At 61.6% G+C, this 15,909-nt stretch carries 14 protein-coding genes; 6 read left to right on the forward strand and 8 right to left on the reverse strand.

The genetic code is table 11. The features are described 5' to 3' along the window. Window positions 1–3: 3 nt before the first annotated feature. The 7 genes from FHX76_RS09090 to FHX76_RS09120 all read right to left on the reverse strand — a co-directional run bounded on the left by FHX76_RS09090 (window position 4) and on the right by FHX76_RS09120 (window position 8,650). A complete protein-coding gene (locus tag FHX76_RS09090; RefSeq protein WP_167149992.1) occupies window positions 4–309 on the reverse strand; it encodes a putative quinol monooxygenase in 306 nt (101 codons plus the stop codon). A 13-nt stretch (window positions 310–322) separates the two neighbouring features. Then, a complete protein-coding gene (locus tag FHX76_RS09095; protein ID WP_243848600.1) occupies window positions 323–943 on the reverse strand; it encodes a glycerol-3-phosphate responsive antiterminator in 621 nt (206 codons plus the stop codon). A 132-nt stretch (window positions 944–1,075) separates the two neighbouring features. Continuing rightward, window positions 1,076–2,608 (reverse strand): FAD-binding oxidoreductase, encoded by a 1,533-nt coding sequence (locus FHX76_RS09100; RefSeq protein WP_167149994.1) that lies wholly within the window; start codon window positions 2,606–2,608, stop codon window positions 1,076–1,078. Beyond that, on the reverse strand, window positions 2,605–4,278 hold the full coding sequence (locus tag FHX76_RS09105; RefSeq protein WP_167149996.1) for a glycerol-3-phosphate dehydrogenase/oxidase: 1,674 nt from the start codon (window positions 4,276–4,278) through the stop codon (window positions 2,605–2,607). The genes FHX76_RS09100 and FHX76_RS09105 overlap by 4 nt, the downstream gene beginning before the upstream one ends. Window positions 4,279–4,355: 77 nt before the next feature. After that, window positions 4,356–5,864: an FGGY family carbohydrate kinase gene (locus tag FHX76_RS09110; RefSeq protein WP_167149998.1), complete on the reverse strand. Its 1,509-nt coding sequence runs from the start codon at window positions 5,862–5,864 to the stop codon at window positions 4,356–4,358. Between the two features lie 8 nt (window positions 5,865–5,872). Beyond that, on the reverse strand, window positions 5,873–7,327 hold the full coding sequence (locus tag FHX76_RS09115) for an MFS transporter (RefSeq protein ID WP_167150000.1): 1,455 nt from the start codon (window positions 7,325–7,327) through the stop codon (window positions 5,873–5,875). Between the two features lie 291 nt (window positions 7,328–7,618). After that, window positions 7,619–8,650 (reverse strand): LacI family DNA-binding transcriptional regulator, encoded by a 1,032-nt coding sequence (locus tag FHX76_RS09120; RefSeq protein ID WP_167150002.1) that lies wholly within the window; start codon window positions 8,648–8,650, stop codon window positions 7,619–7,621. Window positions 8,651–8,961: 311 nt separating this feature from the next. Between FHX76_RS09120 and FHX76_RS09125 the strand changes: the two genes are divergently transcribed. Genes FHX76_RS09125 through FHX76_RS09150 form a run of 6 tightly spaced genes read left to right on the forward strand, consistent with a single transcriptional unit; the run spans window position 8,962 to window position 15,026 of the window. Continuing rightward, window positions 8,962–10,272, forward strand: a complete 1,311-nt coding sequence (locus tag FHX76_RS09125; protein ID WP_167150004.1) for an extracellular solute-binding protein — start codon at window positions 8,962–8,964, stop codon at window positions 10,270–10,272. After that, window positions 10,269–11,174: a carbohydrate ABC transporter permease gene (locus tag FHX76_RS09130; protein WP_167150006.1), complete on the forward strand. Its 906-nt coding sequence runs from the start codon at window positions 10,269–10,271 to the stop codon at window positions 11,172–11,174. The genes FHX76_RS09125 and FHX76_RS09130 overlap by 4 nt, the downstream gene beginning before the upstream one ends. Then, window positions 11,174–12,019: a carbohydrate ABC transporter permease gene (locus FHX76_RS09135; RefSeq protein WP_167150008.1), complete on the forward strand. Its 846-nt coding sequence runs from the start codon at window positions 11,174–11,176 to the stop codon at window positions 12,017–12,019. The genes FHX76_RS09130 and FHX76_RS09135 overlap by 1 nt, the downstream gene beginning before the upstream one ends. Window positions 12,020–12,025: 6 nt before the next feature. Next, window positions 12,026–13,237 carry a Gfo/Idh/MocA family protein gene (locus tag FHX76_RS09140; RefSeq protein ID WP_167150010.1) on the forward strand — a complete coding sequence of 404 codons (1,212 nt, stop codon included), beginning with the start codon at window positions 12,026–12,028 and terminating at the stop codon, window positions 13,235–13,237. Continuing rightward, window positions 13,234–13,932: a ThuA domain-containing protein gene (locus tag FHX76_RS09145; RefSeq protein WP_167150012.1), complete on the forward strand. Its 699-nt coding sequence runs from the start codon at window positions 13,234–13,236 to the stop codon at window positions 13,930–13,932. The genes FHX76_RS09140 and FHX76_RS09145 overlap by 4 nt, the downstream gene beginning before the upstream one ends. Continuing rightward, a complete protein-coding gene (locus FHX76_RS09150) occupies window positions 13,917–15,026 on the forward strand; it encodes a Gfo/Idh/MocA family protein (protein ID WP_167150014.1) in 1,110 nt (369 codons plus the stop codon). The genes FHX76_RS09145 and FHX76_RS09150 overlap by 16 nt, the downstream gene beginning before the upstream one ends. Before the next feature lie 210 nt (window positions 15,027–15,236). On the opposite strand, the gene FHX76_RS09155 is transcribed toward FHX76_RS09150, so the two are convergent. After that, window positions 15,237–15,656, reverse strand: a complete 420-nt coding sequence (locus FHX76_RS09155) for a hypothetical protein (RefSeq protein ID WP_167150015.1) — start codon at window positions 15,654–15,656, stop codon at window positions 15,237–15,239. Window positions 15,657–15,909 lie beyond the last annotated feature (253 nt).

A 15,909-nucleotide genomic window follows, 5' to 3' on the forward strand; every position in this document is an offset into this window, starting at 1 on the left:
GCGCTAGTCATTGGAGGCCCCAACGTAGCTTTCGATATAGCGATCTTCAAGCAGCGGGATGATCTTGCCCACGCCAATCTCCTGAAAATGAGCGCTCTCGCGGTGGGCCGCGAAGCCAGCCTCGTCGGTGTAGCGCTCAAGGATCACGATGTGGTTTGGGTCCTCCGCATCCTGGAAGAAGTTATACAACAGGTTGGCAGGCTCCGTTCGGCTCGCGGCGGCGAGCTGTGCCAACAGCGGCAACACGGCAGGGGTGTTTCCCGCGGCAACCGTGTAGTGGGCGATTACTTGAAAATAGGGTGATGACATCGTTGTTCTTTCACTAGGGGGCTTGTGAGGAAGGATCGTTGGCGGTTTTTGCGGCCCTTGTGATGCGCCAGAGCTCGGCATCGCTCGTCGAGACCCCGCGAGCGCCTGCGCGAAGGGCTGCAACAACATCCGCTTTTGATTGCACAAAACCGGCGGCAATGAACGGGGAGAGCCCTGCGAGGTCAGACTCGCTCATTGACGCAACAACAGGCCATGGCATGAGTTGCACGTAGTGCGGTTTGCTCTGAGCCACGGAGTTGATGCTGCGAGGAAGGGTCGAGCGGTCGGTAATGAACACCTTTTGCATGGTCACCATCCCGAGGGCATTGGCCCGCTGCACCAGCATCGACCTGGTGGTCACGATTCCTGAGGTGCCAATGCGTCTGAGGTACTCAACGCCCGCTTTATCTTGCGCGAGGCCGTCGCAGCTGTCGAGGTTCACAAAGGCAAATTTCTCGGCCTGGCCGAGTGCAGAAAGCAGCGGCTCAAGATCGGGTAGGGCGATGTTCGCAACAATCACAACCGGCGCTGGGCTTGCCGTCACGTGCGGCAGCTGGTCGATTCCATAGAGCGACGCAACTACCGGATGCTTCTGCAGCATCTGTTCGAGCAGGCGGAGCGCCTCTGTCATCATCTACCTTCCAGGCCACACACAGCGGCATCATTGAGCGGTGGGGGGCGACAACCTGCATCTCTTTGTGAGTTTCTGCGCAACAAAGCGGGTTCTCTCTGCAAAAACTCGCAAAGAGATGCAGGTATCGGTGAGCTACGAGGCGTCGAGCCCGAGTTTACCGGGGTTGAGCAGGTTTTTTGGGTCGAGCGCTTGCTTCACCGCCCGCAGCACCTCGAAGCCTGCACCGAGCGACGGCTGCATGTACGGTGCCCGCAGCAGGCCAACCCCGTGGTGGTGGCTGAGGGTGGCCCCGTGGCGAAGAATGACCTCGTTTGCGGCATCCCACGCGGCCCGATACCAGGCGGCCCTGTCCTCAAACGCGACGTCGCCGCGCAGCGAGAAGTAGAGGCACGCGCTGTCAACGTAGGCGTGTGACTGGTGGGCCGACCCAGCAAGGGTACCCGGCACCGCATTGATCGCCGCAACAACCTCGTCGTATATGGCGGGCAGGTCTTTCCAACAGCCGATCATCTCAAGCGTGTCGGCGACAAAGCCGGGGCTGCGCTTGAAGCCCTCCGCGCTCTTGCCCGTGAGGTACCTGGTGTCGAGCCAGCGCTCGAAAATAGCCTCGTCGTCAAGACGTGTACCGGTGGTTTCGCAGACCCGCTCGCTGATGAGCAGCCCGGCATCCACCAGCTCTGATGGCCCCTCATCCGCGACCAGCAACACGTTGGTATCTGGCAGGTCAAACTGCACGCCCGATTCGAGGTTGTCGTAGAGGCGAAGTGCCGCAGGGGTCGCGCCCTGCTGCATGATCTGGCGGCAAGCCTCAAGGCCATCAGCAAACGTATCGAAGCCGTACGCTATCGCTCGGCCGTACGCGGGGAGGCGGTGTAGCTTGAAGCGGATAGTCGTGATGACGCCGAGCGTGCCCTCAGAACCGATGAACAGTTGTTGCAGGTCAGAGCCCACCGCTGCGCGCGCGCTGTTGCCAACCGTGATGAGGTCGCCGTTGGCAAGCACAACGTCCATGCCGTAGACCATGTCCTCGATCTTGCCGTAGCGGGTCGACAGCTGCCCAGCCCCGCGGCAGGCGACCCAGCCGCCAACCGTTGAGATGCCATACGACGACGGCCAGTGGCCCATCGTCATGCCAAAACGCGACTGGATGAGCTCCTCAAAGATGTCGCCAAACATCCCGGCCTCAACCTCAACGATTTGGCTCACGTCGTCAAAGCTCATAAAGCGGTTGAGCTCGCACACGTCGAGCACGATTCCGCCGCGCACTGGCAGCGATGCGCCCGTCACGTTGCTGCGACCAGCCGAAACGGTCACCGGGATGTTTGCGGCATCAGCGATGCGCATGACCTGCTGCACCTGTTCCGTTGACGAAACTGCCACGATCACGGCGCTCGACGTCGCTGGGCGCCCGCCGGTCTCCGCGATCATGCTGCCGGCCCACCAGTCGCGGGTGCCGGCAACAACATCGGCAGATTCGGTGACGAGGCTGTCGGCGACCTCGGACAGCTGGGCACGGACGGCCTCAGGAACGACAACGGGGTCGATCTCGAAGTAGGCCTCGCCGTCAGCCTTCGCAACGGATGCCGCGTAGTGCGGCTGCGTGGCAGCGCCAACGGTGTAATTGCCTCGGTTGTAGCCGCGCTTGACGGCTTCTTTACTCATCATCGTGTTTCTCCCATCAGCACCGCGCGCTCGTGCGCGGTTGAGTGTGTGTAATCGGTAACTTGTTGCTGCACCTGCGCGTCGGAGAGCCCAAGCTCGGCCTGCAGCAGCTCGCCAACGCGGGCGGCGGCGCGTGCCGAGGCATCCCTCGCCATGATGCGCGACCGGGTGCGGCGCGACAGGATGTCGTCAACGTTGCGGGCCAGCTCGTGCCTGGCCGAGTAGATGACCTCGGCTTCGAGGTACGGAAGCCCCTCAACGATTGGGGCGTCGAGCGACGGGTCGGCAGACAGGATGTCCGTGACAAACCGCGCCTCGGTTCCGTACCGCTCGCCAAGGTGCGAGGCCAATCCGCCCGAGGCCACAACTGCCTCGGCGTCGTACCCGGCGGCGCCAAGCAGGTAGCCATTTTTGGTCTTCACTCGCTTGCGTTCGCCGAGCACTTTCTGGGCCGCGTCCACCGTCTGCTCTGCCATATGCCGCGACGTCGTGAGCTTGCCTCCAACAACCGTGACCAGGCCGTCGCGGTCGGTGCGGATCTCGTGGTTGCGCTTCACCTCAACCGTTTTGCCTCCCGGCGGGGCGACCAGCGGGCGGCAGCCGGCGATCGAGCCGAGCACATCCTCAGGCTCGATATCAACGTTGAGCGCTGACCGCGCCCCGTCAAGCAGGAAGTCGAGTTCCTCGCGGTTGCAGTGCACGTCGTCAAGGTTGCCATTGTATTCTTCGTCGGTTGTGCCGAGGTAGGCGGTATCGCCCCAGCGGGTGATCGTGGCCCTGCGCGAACGGCCGGGAACCGGAATTGTCACGGTGCAGTCATTGCGGATCTTCATCCACGGCACCGCAACGTGCACCCCCTTCGCCGGGCGGATGTTCGGGGTGTCGGTATCCTTGCCAGCCCCCGTCCAGTCGCGCAGCCACACGCCGGTAGCGACGATAACGGCGCCAGCGCTCGCGCGAATCTCGCGGCCATCCACCTCCGCGATGATGCCTGCGACCTTGCCACGCTCACGCGTCACCTCGGTCACTTTTGCGCCGTTGAGCACCGCGGCACCGTAGAACCCGGCGGTGCGGGCGAGGGCGAGCGTAAGGCGCGCGTCGTCGGCGCGGGCGTCGTAGTACATGAAGCCGCCGTCGAGGTGTTCCCCCTTGAACGTCGGGCAGTGGGTGAGCACTTCCTCCTTCGTGAGCTTCTGGTGCAGCACCCCCTCTCGCCATCCGCCGGCGAGATCGTATGTCCAGAGCAGGCTCTCGAACCCCGCGGCAAGACGACGGTCAAAGACCCCGTTGTCTGAAAGCACGGGGAAGAGGAAGGGCAGGCGCTGCACGAGGTGCTGGGCATTCTTGCGCAGCCGCTGCCGCTCAAGCAGCGAGTGGCGCACGAGCGGCAGGTTGCCCTGCTCGATGTAGCGAAGCCCACCGTGAATCATTTTTGATGACTTCGAGGACGTGCCCGAGGCGAAGTCGTCTTTCTCAAGCAACGCAACCCGATAACCGCGCTGGGCGGCATCAAAGGCCGTGTACGCGCCCGTGACGCCACCGCCGATGACAATCATGTCAAAGTGGCCGCCGTCAATGTGGTCAATCTGGTCGCTTCGCCTGAGGCTCAGCGGTTCGTCGGAGGCCATCCGTGCCCGGTCGGCCTTCGGCTTGCGTGAGGGTAGTCCCACCATGTGCTGTTCTTCTTCCGTAATAGTCGCTTATTCAATATGCGGCTGAGCCCGGTGCTGGGTCAGCGTCCGCCAGCGAGTCAGTGTGTGCGAACGAGTCCAAGTTCGCTTGCGATGCGCTGGCCCCATGCCGCGCGTCGTTCTTCCCTATCCGCCGAGCTGATGCTCGGCTCAAAAACGTCTCCCCTACCGAGGGATGCGGCCGCGTCCTGCAGCGAATCCCACAACAGGCCGTCAGAACCGGCGAGAAAGGCGGCGCCCCTGAGGCTCGCCCCTTCCGAACCCGACAGCCGGCGCATAGGCACACCGATGAGGTCGGCCTGCATCTGGATGAGCGGGTCACTCGCCGACATTCCGCCGCCAACCACAATCTCGGTGAGCGGCGTGCCAGCAACCTCAACGTCTGCCTCGGCGCTCGTCGCAACCGAGTGGGCGATGCCCTCGAGCACCGCGTAGGCGATCTCGGCGCGCGTCGTCGACATCTCAAACCCGGTCAGGGATGCCCTGGCGTTTGGTTCCATCACCGGCATCCGCAACCCGGTCAGGGCGGGAACAAAGCTCACGCCCTTCGACGACGAAACGGTTGCGGCAAGCTCGCTAATCTGGGCCGACGAATCGAACCAGCCGAGCGTGTTGCACAGCCAATCAAGGGCCGAACCCGTTGTGGCGGTGAACGTTTCGATTGCGAACACCGAGGTGTTGTGCTGCCGCCACGCGGTGAGCGTGAGCGCGCCGTCATACAAGCCCGGTTTGACCGGCGCTTTCGAACCAATCACGAGGTCAACAAAGCTCCCAGTGCCGTGCACGCACATCGCCTGCCCAGCGGTGAGGCAACCGAGCCCAACGGTTCCGGCGTGCTGGTCTCCCGCGGCCGCAAGAATCGGGACGCTGATGCCAAGCACGCCCGCGTTGGTCGTGCCGAGGTGCTGGGCATCCTGCGCCAGCTCAGGCAACAAATCGAGGGGAAAGCCGAGCGCCTGAATCCAGTCGGTTTCGTAGCGGTGTTCTGCGAGCACGTAGGCACCCGCAGAGGTCGCGTTGGTCGAGGTCGCGAAATAGCTTCGCTCCTCTGACAGGCTCCACAGCAGCCAGGTTTCGACCGTGCCAAATCCGAGCCGGCGCTCGCGGTATGCCTCGGCAACTTCCGGGGTTTCGCGCAGGTGATGCGCGGCCCAGAGGTAGGGAGAACGCACGCCGGTTGGCCGACCGACGAGCGGGATGAGCCGCGCATCCCACTCCGAGCTCAGGTCTGCGAGCTCGTGAGAGTAGCGGCTGTCCTGCCACACCATCGCTGGCACAAGCGCCCTGCCGGTTGCCGTATCCCACAGCACGGTTGTTGCGCGCTGCGTGGCGATGGCGAGGCCGGTCAGCTCGACCCCGTCGCGGGCCGCACAGCTAATCACCGTGCGGCACGCGTCGATGGTTTGCTCGAGGATGATGTTGGCGTCTTGCTCAACAATCCCCGGTTGTGGGGTGCTCACCCGCAACGGCCGGTACTCAAGTGAGTGCACCGCGCCGTCGCGAGTGACCCAGGCCGCTCGCGTGCCCGTTGTGCCCTCGTCAATTGCCAGAATCGCTGCGGTTGTCATTTTCGCGCCTATCGCTGTGCTGCGGCCAGTTGGGCAGCCGCCTCGTGCTGCGCCGCGGCGTCGCTCTTAAACTGCGGGGCGTCAAGTTCCTCGTCAGGGCTCACGGCTGCTCGTGTTGGGTCCCACTTGATGATCGAGCACACGATGAACGCGATGAGCGGCACAACCGAGAGGATGAGGAACGTCGGCCCTAGCCCGAGGTCTGCCTTCAGCAGGGGGAACACAAGCAGGCCGAGGGCCGCACCCATGCTGCCGAGCGCGCCGATCACGCCGTTCGCGCCGGCCCGAAGCTCACTGCGGAACGAGAGGGTCGACAGGCTCTTGCCGTTGGCACCCGGCCCGCCTGAGTGGAACAGGATAAACAGCGACGGCACCACAAAGGCGAGCCAAATCGGCATTGTCTCGTAGAAGAACCCGAGCAATACGAGCATGACAAACACGGCGCCAAAGCCAATGGCCGAGGCTCGTCGCAGGCCAAACTTCTTGCCGATCACCGGAGACATGAAGCCTCCGAGGATTCCGAACAGGTTGAAGACGAGCGCCCCAAACGTTGCCACAATAAAGTCGGCACCAAACAGTGTGAGGCTGATGATGGGCAGGTACCACCCGACCGCGAAGTACTGGATGGACTGCGCCATCTGCACGGTCGCAGCGAGGATCGTGCGTGGCAGGTAGGTTCCGCGGAAGATCAGCGCGATGTTTGCAAAGCCCTTTGTCGCCTGGTTGGTCACGGGGATGCGGTCGGCGAAGTCTGCTGCGGTGAACTGGTCGCCGTAGATGCGGTTCATCGAGAGGGTCGCGCGCTCAAGCTTTTCTTTGCGGGCCAGCCAGGTTGGGCTCTCGACCATCCAAATCATCTGGGCGATGAAGAGAATGAACGCCACGATTCCGGCGGTTCCAACCGAGTAGCGCCAGATCGAGTCGCCGACGTTGAGGTTGTAAAACATCATGGCGAGCAGCAGGTTTGAGCAGACAGCCGTGTACCAAATGCCCTGCCAGGTGTTGAGGCGGCTCTTGAAGCGGGCCGGTGTGAACTCGGCGAGCAGCGCCATGGCGATCGCAAAGTCGATTCCGTAGGCCGCACCAACAAAGAAGCGCCCGGCAAGCACCATTTCAAAGCTCGGCGCAAACGCCGCAAGGCCGGCACCGATGAGCGCAAGGAACTTCGCAAACACGAGCGGAGGGATGCGGCCCCATTTATCGGCGAGCCAGCCGCCGATGGGGTTGAACACAATGGCAACCCACGACGCGAGCGACGTGAGAATGGCCACCTGCGTTGGGCTGAGCTCCATGTCTCGCGTCATCGGCCCAAGCCCCGCGCTCAGCGCCGAGTTGGAGAACGCGTCAAGGAACAGCCCGCTGAGGGCGAGCCACCAAATGATGCCTGCGCGGCCGCGGATGCCTGGCTGCGCGTCAATGAACGAGACAACGTCTTTGACGCCTCGCAATACGTGATGGGACAATGTCCGACCTCTCTGTCGGGAGATTCCTGTACAGAGATAGTGTCGTGACTTGTCGCCAAAAAAGAAAAGGGCAGAACAAAACCTCCAACAGGAGGTCTCCAATTCTTAACCCTATTGCACGAAAGTAAAGCACCCTTCGCTGCGGAATGCAACCGCGCTTCTGCGCCCCTCAGATAATCGGGGGCGGGATATTCCCCCTATTTTCGTGCAAATAGTGCGGATATCCCGCCCTCGATCCCGCGTGTTTGCGGGTGGGGTGAGGATGAGAAGGGGAGAGCTATCAGCCTTGACTCACGCCCGCGGCGCAGTCGTCGAATCGCGGACGATCAGCTTGGTCGCAAGCTCAACGTGATGCGACTCAAGCGTGTCGCCGGCCATGAGCCTCAGCACGCTTCGGAGCGCGGCCCGACCCATGTCGCCCAGCGGCTGCGCGACGGTTGTGAGTTTTGGCATGGTTTGCCGGCTGAGGTAGGTACCGTCAAACCCGACCAGGCTGAGGTCACCGGGAATCGAGATGCCACGGCGCCGCGCCTCCTCGATAACACCAACCGCGATGCTATCGCTCGACGCGAAGATTGCCGTTGGCGGGTCATCGAGTGCCGCGAAGCTGGCTAATCCGGTGACGCCATAGTCGGATTTGAAGCCGCCACCCGTGATGTATTCGGGACGAATTTCGATGCCGTTACTGCGCAGGGCCGCCATGTACCCGTGCAACCTAGCAACGTGGCATTCCGCGGATTCTGGGCCTCCGATGTACGCGATCTTTGAGTGTCCAAGCCCGAGCAAATGGTCGGTGGCCGCTTTTCCGCCGGCCCAGTTGGTCGCGCCAACGCTGACAACGCCGTCTTTTAACGGGCTTTTCGGATCAATGACAACAACGGGTATGTTGCGTCGCTGAAACGACAGCAGCTGGGCCTCACTCATTTCGGAGGTGACGAGGATGAGTCCTTTTCGTCCGGTCTCAACGAGGCGGTTCGCCCAATCTTCGTGATCGGTTTCGCGGAGCAGTTCGGGGCTCACCTGGGAGAGTACGATCTCGATATTTTCGTCTGCGGCGTGCTCAACGACGCCCCTGAGCACCTCAACGGCATAGGCGCTGCTCAGGCCTTCACAGACAAAGTCGACAAGCGGAGGGCCAGCCGCCCGAACTCTGCGCTGAACTGGGGATTCGTAGCCGATGGTCGCGAGGGCCTCTTGCACCCGCGTTCTGGTGGATTCGGCAACGTCGTCTCGTCCGTTGAGGACCTTTGAGACGGTTGGCGAAGAGACGCCGGCGAGCTCGGCGACCATGGCAAGCGTGGCCTTTCCAGCAACTTTGGTCATCGACTCCCCCGTCAGTTTTCGAAACTTTTTCGATACCTCATATCCTGAGCGAAAACCGACGCCGTGTCAACAAGAAACCATACCCACAGCCCAGGATGACTGAAAATAACTCCTTGACTTCCCCTCTCGCTGGTTCTAAAGTATCGAATAATCCGCGAAGAAGTTGCGAAACATTTCGAAAGTAATGCATCGCTTCCCCCTCGGATGCCCGTTCAACCACTGCGCGTTCGACTGCTTCGATGAAGAAGCAGTGAGTTGAAGCCGAAGAAACCCGGTGTACCTCCACGCCGGGCGCAACGAAACGGAACATCATGATTCGAAAGAAACTCCTGGGCACTGTGGCCCTGTCAACCGCCCTCCTCCTCGCACTCTCTGGTTGCGGTTCAAGCGGACCAGGCGGTAAGACCTCCAGCGATTCTGCAACGATGTGGGGCCTGACCGGCGGCGACGAAGCCACGTTCACCACATCGGTCGAAAGCTGGAACTCGGCAAACCCTGAGCAGAGCATCAAACTCGACATCTTCGCCAACGACGCGTACAAAACAAAGGTGCGCACTGCGATCGGCGCTGGCCAGGGACCAACCTTCATCTACGGTTGGGGCGGCGGCGTCCTGAAGTCCTACGTCGACGCAGGACAGGTCGAAGACCTGACCGACTTCGTCACCGAGAACCCCGAGGTGAAAGAACGCTACCTCCCCGCCATCCTCGACAACGGCGTCATTGACGGAAAAACCTACGCCCTGCCAAACAACAAGGTTGCCCCCGTCGTGATCTACTTCAATAAGGACGTCTTCGCCGACGCCGGCGTTGAACCACCAACCACGTGGGACGAACTCATCGACCTCGTCCCCGTCTTCAACAAACAGGGGATCGCTCCCTTCTCGCTTGGTGGGCAGTCCAAGTGGCCAAACCTGATGTGGTTGCAGTACCTCACCGACCGCATCGGCGGCCCGGAGGTGTTCCAAGCAATCGTCGACGGCAAAGCAGATTCCTGGTCAGACCCGGCGGTCATCCAGGCCCTCACCATGATTCAAGAGCTTGTGGATGCCGGCGGCTTTACCAGCGGATTCTCCTCCATCGCGGCCGATAGCGGCGCAGACGTTGCCCTTGTGTATACCGGAAAGGCTGCCATGCTCATGCAGGGCGGATGGGCCTATCAAACGTTTAAGAAGGACGCCCCCGAATTCGTCTCGTCAGACAAGCTCGGCTTCATCTCGTTCCCGACTGTTGAGGGTGGCAAGGGCGACCCAAAGAACATCGTTGGCAACCCGTCCAATTTCTGGTCGATCTCGTCAAAGGCAACAGACGCCCAGAAAGAGGCGGCACTCGCCTACCTCAAAGACGGCATGCTCAACGATGAATACGTTGACGATCTGATCGCCTCAGGCGCGGTTCCCGTTGTCACCGGCATGGAAGAAAAACTGGCCGCAAGCCCGGACAGCGATTTCCTCACCTACGCGTACGACCTCGCGAAGGAAGCTCCGCACTTCCAGCTCTCCTGGGATCAGGCGCTCAGCCCTGCGCAGGGGGACGCGATGCTCACGAACCTCGACCAGATCTTCCTCAAGGAGATCACCCCGCAACAGTTCGCTACCAACATGAACGCGACGCTCGGTAAATGAGCATGGCAACCCGCCGCGCGACCGGAGGGGCCCTGAAGCAGGGCCCCTCCGGGTGGTTCGCCGCCCCCGCGTTGATCGTCTTTGCGTGCTTCGCAGTGATTCCCCTGCTTGGGGTGCTTGGCCTGAGCTTCACCAAATGGGATGGCATCAGCCCGATCAGCTGGGCAGGAACCGACAGCTGGTTGACCGTGCTGAGCGACCCCGTCACGGGCAACGCCCTGATCGTCACGGCCAAGATCATGCTGTTCTCGTACATCGTGCAGGCTCCAATCAGCCTCTTACTCGGCGTATTCATCGCGGGCCACCAGAAGTACAGGGCGCTGCTCGCGGTGCTGTACTTTGTTCCGCTCCTCCTCTCGTCAGCAGCGGTGGCCATCGCGTTCAAGGCGCTGCTTGACCCAAACTTTGGACTCGGCGCCGGCCTCGGCGTTCCTGCCCTCGCCCAAGACTGGCTCGGAAACCCAGACCTCGTGCTTTTTGTTGTGATCTTTGTTATTGCCTGGCAGTTTGTGCCGTTCCATACGCTCATTTATCAGGGCGGTGTCCGGCAAATCCCCGCATCCCTCTACGAAGCTGCCGATATCGACGGGGCATCGCGCGTACAGCAGTTCTTCCACATCACGCTTCCCCAGCTCAAATACACGATCATCACGTCGTCAACGCTCATGGTGGTCGGTTCACTCACCTACTTTGACCTCATCTTTGTGCTGACCGCAGGCGGACCCGGCTACTCAACTCGGCTCCTCCCGCTGCACATGTACCTCACCGGGTTCAAAGCAAACGATATGGGAGCCGCAAGCGCGCTCGGTGTCATCCTCGTTGTTGTTGGGCTTGCGCTCGCGCTGATACTGCAGCGTCTTGGTGGCAAAGACCGAAACGCCAGCCAAATGGAAGGGGCATAATGTCCACTCAGACCGTTAGACGCCACTCTGGCCAGCGGCCAAATGTGCTCGGCGCGGCAGGCGGGTGGGTATGGCTCGCCATCATCATCGTGCCCATCTACTACGTCGTTATCACGAGCCTCAAAGACCAGGCGGGGTTCTTCAGCACCAACCCACTCCTGCCGCCAGCAAACCCAACTCTGGCAAATTATCAGCTCGTCCTTGAAAACGACTTTGTTCGGTACTTTTTCAACAGCGTTGTTGTGACGGTTGGCGCGGTGCTTCCAACACTCGTGGTCTCGTTCATGGCGTCGTACGCACTTGTTCGGGGCACGACGCGCTTTATCCGCGCAACCAACTCGCTCTTTTTGATTGGGCTCGCCATCCCAATCCAGGCAACCATCATCCCTATCTACTTCATGATTACGCAGGCGAGGCTGTATGACACGCTCCTCGCGCTCATCCTGCCTTCCATCGCGTTCGCGATTCCCATTTCGGTGCTCATTCTTAACTCGTTTATGCGCAACATCCCAAACGAGCTCTTTGAATCAATGCGGCTAGACGGATGCACCGACTGGCAGATCATGTGGCGCCTCGCCCTGCCGCTCACACGGCCGGCGCTCATGACCGTCGGCATCTACAACGGGCTGCAGGTCTGGAACAGTTTCCTGTTTCCGCTCATCCTCACGCAGAGCCCGGAGCAACGCGTGCTTCCCCTCTCGCTCTGGACGTTCCAGGGCGAGTTCACCGTCAACATTCCGGCGATCCTTGCGAGCGTCATCCTGTCAACCCTGCCGCTGCTCGCCCTGTATATCTTTGGCAGACGACAGTTGCTCAGCGGCCTCACCGCCGGCTTCGGAAAGTAGGACTCAATGTCACCAACATCAACACCGCTCCGCATCGGGATGGTCGGCTACGCCTTCATGGGGGCCGCCCACTCACACGCCTGGCGAACCGCCCCGAGATTCTTTGACCTGCCGCTCCGCCCGGAGCTCACGGCAATCGCCGGGCGCAATCGGGATCGGGTGACGGCCGCGGCCGACACGATGGGCTGGCAGAGCATCGAGACTGACTGGCGGGCACTCATCGCCCGCGACGACATCGACGTCATCGACATCTGCACGCCGGGTAACACCCACCGCGACATCGCCATCGCGGCGCTCGAAGCTGGCAAGCACGTCCTCTGCGAAAAACCGCTCGCCAACTCCGTCGCGGAGGCCGAAGAGATGAACGACGCTGCGGTATTGGCAGCGAAGCGGGGCATCTTCGCGATGTGCGGGTACAGCTACCGCAGGACGCCAGCCATCATGCTCGCGAAGCAGCTCATCGACGAGGGGCGCATCGGCAGCATCCGGCAGGTCCGCGCGCAGTATCTCCAGGACTGGCTGAGCGACGAGAACGCCCCAATGACCTGGCGGCTCGACCGGGAGCAGTCCGGCTCTGGTGCCCTCGGCGACATCGGCGCGCACATCATCGACGCCGCCCAGTTTGTCACGGGCCTCCCGATCGACGGGGTCTCAGCGATGCTCAACACCTTTGTGACCGAGCGTCCCCTCGCCGGCGACTTGGTTGGGCTTGGGGGTTCAGGGGATGCATCAGCGGGGCTTGGCACCGTGACCGTCGACGACGCCGCGCTGTTCACCGCACGCTTCGAGGGCGGGCCCATCGGCATCTTTGAGGCCACGCGCTTTGCTCTTGGCCGCAAGAATGCGATCAGGCTTGAGATCAATGGCTCACTCGGTTCGCTGGCATTCGATTTTGAAGACATGAACGTGCTTGAGCTCTACGACGCAACGCAGCCGCACCATACGCAAGGCTTCCAACGCATCCAGGTGACCGAGCCTGAGCATCCGTACACCGGGAATTGGTGGCCGGTTGGGCACGGCCTCGGCTACGAACACGGTTTCACCCATCAGGCCGTCGAATTCATCACGGCAATTGGCAGCGGGATACAACCTTCGCCATCTTTTGCCGAAGCACTCGTTGTGCAGCAGGTCCTCGACGCGGTCGAGCGATCGGCGGCCAACGACAGCCGTTACACACCGGTGCGCCAGGCAACCACCTCTACAGAAAGCTCATCATGACACCCACAAAGGAAGCCCTCGTCGTGCGCGGCGGATGGGACGGACACCAGCCGATCGAGGCGACCGACCTCTTCATCCCGTTCCTTAAGGAGAACGGATATCACGTGCGGATCGAAGACTCGGCAGCCATTTACGCCGACACCGAATACCTCGCAACGGTAGACCTCATTATGCAGTGCAACACCATGACGACCATCGAAAAAGACGAGTTTGCTGGCTTGCGAGCGGCAGTCGAGGCTGGCACCGGCCTGGCAGGATGGCACGGCGGCATCGCCGATTCGTACCGAAACAATTCCGATTACCTCCACCTCATCGGCGGGCAGTTTGCGTGCCATCCGGGCAAGCACCCAGACGAACTCACCGGCGAGCAATCGGATAACTACGTGCCGTACACCGTCAACGTGCTGCCAGAGGCGGCCGAGCATCCCATCATGGCAGGCATCAGCGACTTCGAGCTCACCACCGAGCAGTACTGGGTGCTGCACGATGACTACATTGACGTGCTCGCAACAACAACCCAGGCCGTTCGTCCGTGGGACCCGTGGACACGACCTATAACCTCGCCAGCGGTCTGGACAAGGCAGTGGGGCAAGGGCAAGATCTTCGTCTCGACCCCAGGCCACCGCGTCGAAATCCTGAACGATCCAAACGTCAAAACCATCATCGAACGGGGACTCCTGTGGGCAAGCCGCTAAACGTTGGCATCATCGGATGCGGCGCGATCATCGCGCAGTACCTCGCCACCTTTCCCTCGCTCACGCACGTGCGGCTCGTTGCGGTTGCCGACCTCGATCTCGCACGCGCGCAGGCCGTCGCTGACACCCTCACGGGAGTCAGGGCGATCGCGGTGAGCGAGCTCATTGAGGCGCCGGACATCGACGTTGTGCTCAACCTCACCATCCCTGCTGCCCACGCTGAGATTTCGCTCGCGGCAACGGCAGCCGGCAAAAGCGTGTACGGAGAGAAGCCCCTTGCCGCATCACTCGATGCCGGGAGGGAGATGGTGGATGCCGCTGCCAAGGCCGGCCTCCGCCTCGGCTGCGCCCCAGACACCGTCCTCGGCTCTGGAGTGCAGACGGCCAGGCACGTCATCGACAGCGGAACCATCGGAGCCCCGATCGCCGCGACCGCGACCATGGCGACGCCGGGCCACGAGCGGTGGCACCCAAATCCGGACTTCTACTACCTGCCAGGGGGCGGCCCGCTCCTTGACATGGGACCGTACTACGTCACGGCACTCGTCACTCTCCTCGGCCACGTCACCTCGGTTGTTGGCTCGGCGAGCCGCACTCGAGGCGAGCGGATCATCGGCTCCGGTCCTCGCGAGGGTGAGCGGGTTCCCGTCTCGACCGACTCGCATGTCACCGGCATCCTGACCCACGAATCGGGAGCCCTCTCCACCCTCATCATGAGCTTCGACTCGGTTAAGAGCAGCGCGGCCAACATCGAGATACACGGCGAACTTGGCAGCATGCTCGTGCCGGACCCCAACCATTTTGCGGGCGACACGCAGGTCTTCCTCCTTGGCGCCGACGAGTGGCAGACCGTGCCGCCGTCCGCGGGAATAACCGACGGGGCGCGGGGCATCGGGCTCGACGACATGGCGGCTGAAATCATCGCAGGCGCGACTTATCTCAACTCGCACAGGGCCAACGGCGACCTCGCATTCCATGTGCTAGACGTGATGGAGTCCCTCCTCACGTCCGCCCACGAGGATCGCAGGGTGACGGTGTCCTCGACGGCAGTGCGCCCGGCTGCAGTGCCTTATAGCAGCCTCGACGCGGGCTAACCCCGCACCCCGCGCCCGCGCCGTCGCACCTTCGCACCCCGCAATCGACGGCGGGAAATTCCCCCTATTTTCTCCGAAATAGCGTGAATTTCCCGCCGTCGATTCTGCTGAGTCCTGATGCGGGGCAGACTTCCAAGCACTCAGCCCAGCCGCGACTTGACCCTCGCTCTCTCACGCTCGTCAAGTCTCACGCTCGTCTCGTCTGTCGCGCTAACTGAGTTCAAGAGCTCTCCCCACAGCAGCAACCGGATCGTCCAGAACATCCCTCTCCTCAGGGTGATCTCGAAAATAACAAATCACGGTTGCAATAAGGTGCGGGTCAGAGCCAAGGGTCGACGGCTCGACATCAAGGATGCCGCCACCTTTTTTCTCAAGAAACAGCCGGATGCTGCGCTTCTTGGGCCCAACACTGACATCGCCTAGTTCATTCCATTCAATTGAGCTTTCGTTCCCGTTCAGCCACCAACGTACGCCGCTGTGGTTCAGCTCAACACCGGATAGATTCGAACGCCTGATCAACCGGCTTATGAGGCCAACGCTCCCAAGCACGGTAAGAATGGTCCCCCAACCGCCGCCAAACGGGCTCACCTCAGCCGCAGTCTCTGCGAGTAGACGAGCGAGTATAGCCAAGACGCCCGCCAAGAGTGTGCACAAACTCATCAGAGAGAATAACACCGCTTCCCGCCGTCTCGGCACAAACCGTACTGGCCCGACCGGCCCTAGCCGAACCTGGCTTCCTCGAGGAATCTTCGCAAAGCTATACAACCAAAAGATGAAGAACACAGTCGAGACGCTAAGCAACATAATGACAGGTCGGAAGAACGGATTATCGCCGAGAGCCGACGCCCAAAAGGCCCCGCTCACAACGATGCACCCAATAACG

It is taken from the genome of Lysinibacter cavernae (assembly GCF_011758565.1).
Classification (GTDB): Bacteria; Actinomycetota; Actinomycetes; order Actinomycetales; family Microbacteriaceae; genus Lysinibacter; species Lysinibacter cavernae.

Excerpts from the sequence above, each read along its gene's own strand:
- FHX76_RS09090 (WP_167149992.1), bottom strand. The coding sequence starts at position 309 with ATGTCATCACCCTATTTTCAAGTAATCGCCCACTACACGGTTGCCGCG.
- FHX76_RS09095 (WP_243848600.1), bottom strand. The coding sequence starts at position 943 with ATGATGACAGAGGCGCTCCGCCTGCTCGAACAGATGCTGCAGAAGCAT.
- FHX76_RS09100 (WP_167149994.1), bottom strand. The coding sequence starts at position 2,608 with ATGATGAGTAAAGAAGCCGTCAAGCGCGGCTACAACCGAGGCAATTAC.
- FHX76_RS09105 (WP_167149996.1), bottom strand. The coding sequence starts at position 4,278 with ATGGTGGGACTACCCTCACGCAAGCCGAAGGCCGACCGGGCACGGATG.
- FHX76_RS09110 (WP_167149998.1), bottom strand. The coding sequence starts at position 5,864 with ATGACAACCGCAGCGATTCTGGCAATTGACGAGGGCACAACGGGCACG.
- FHX76_RS09120 (WP_167150002.1), bottom strand. The coding sequence starts at position 8,650 with ATGACCAAAGTTGCTGGAAAGGCCACGCTTGCCATGGTCGCCGAGCTC.
- FHX76_RS09125 (WP_167150004.1), top strand. The coding sequence starts at position 8,962 with ATGATTCGAAAGAAACTCCTGGGCACTGTGGCCCTGTCAACCGCCCTC.
- FHX76_RS09130 (WP_167150006.1), top strand. The coding sequence starts at position 10,269 with ATGAGCATGGCAACCCGCCGCGCGACCGGAGGGGCCCTGAAGCAGGGC.
- FHX76_RS09135 (WP_167150008.1), top strand. The coding sequence starts at position 11,174 with ATGTCCACTCAGACCGTTAGACGCCACTCTGGCCAGCGGCCAAATGTG.
- FHX76_RS09140 (WP_167150010.1), top strand. The coding sequence starts at position 12,026 with ATGTCACCAACATCAACACCGCTCCGCATCGGGATGGTCGGCTACGCC.
- FHX76_RS09145 (WP_167150012.1), top strand. The coding sequence starts at position 13,234 with ATGACACCCACAAAGGAAGCCCTCGTCGTGCGCGGCGGATGGGACGGA.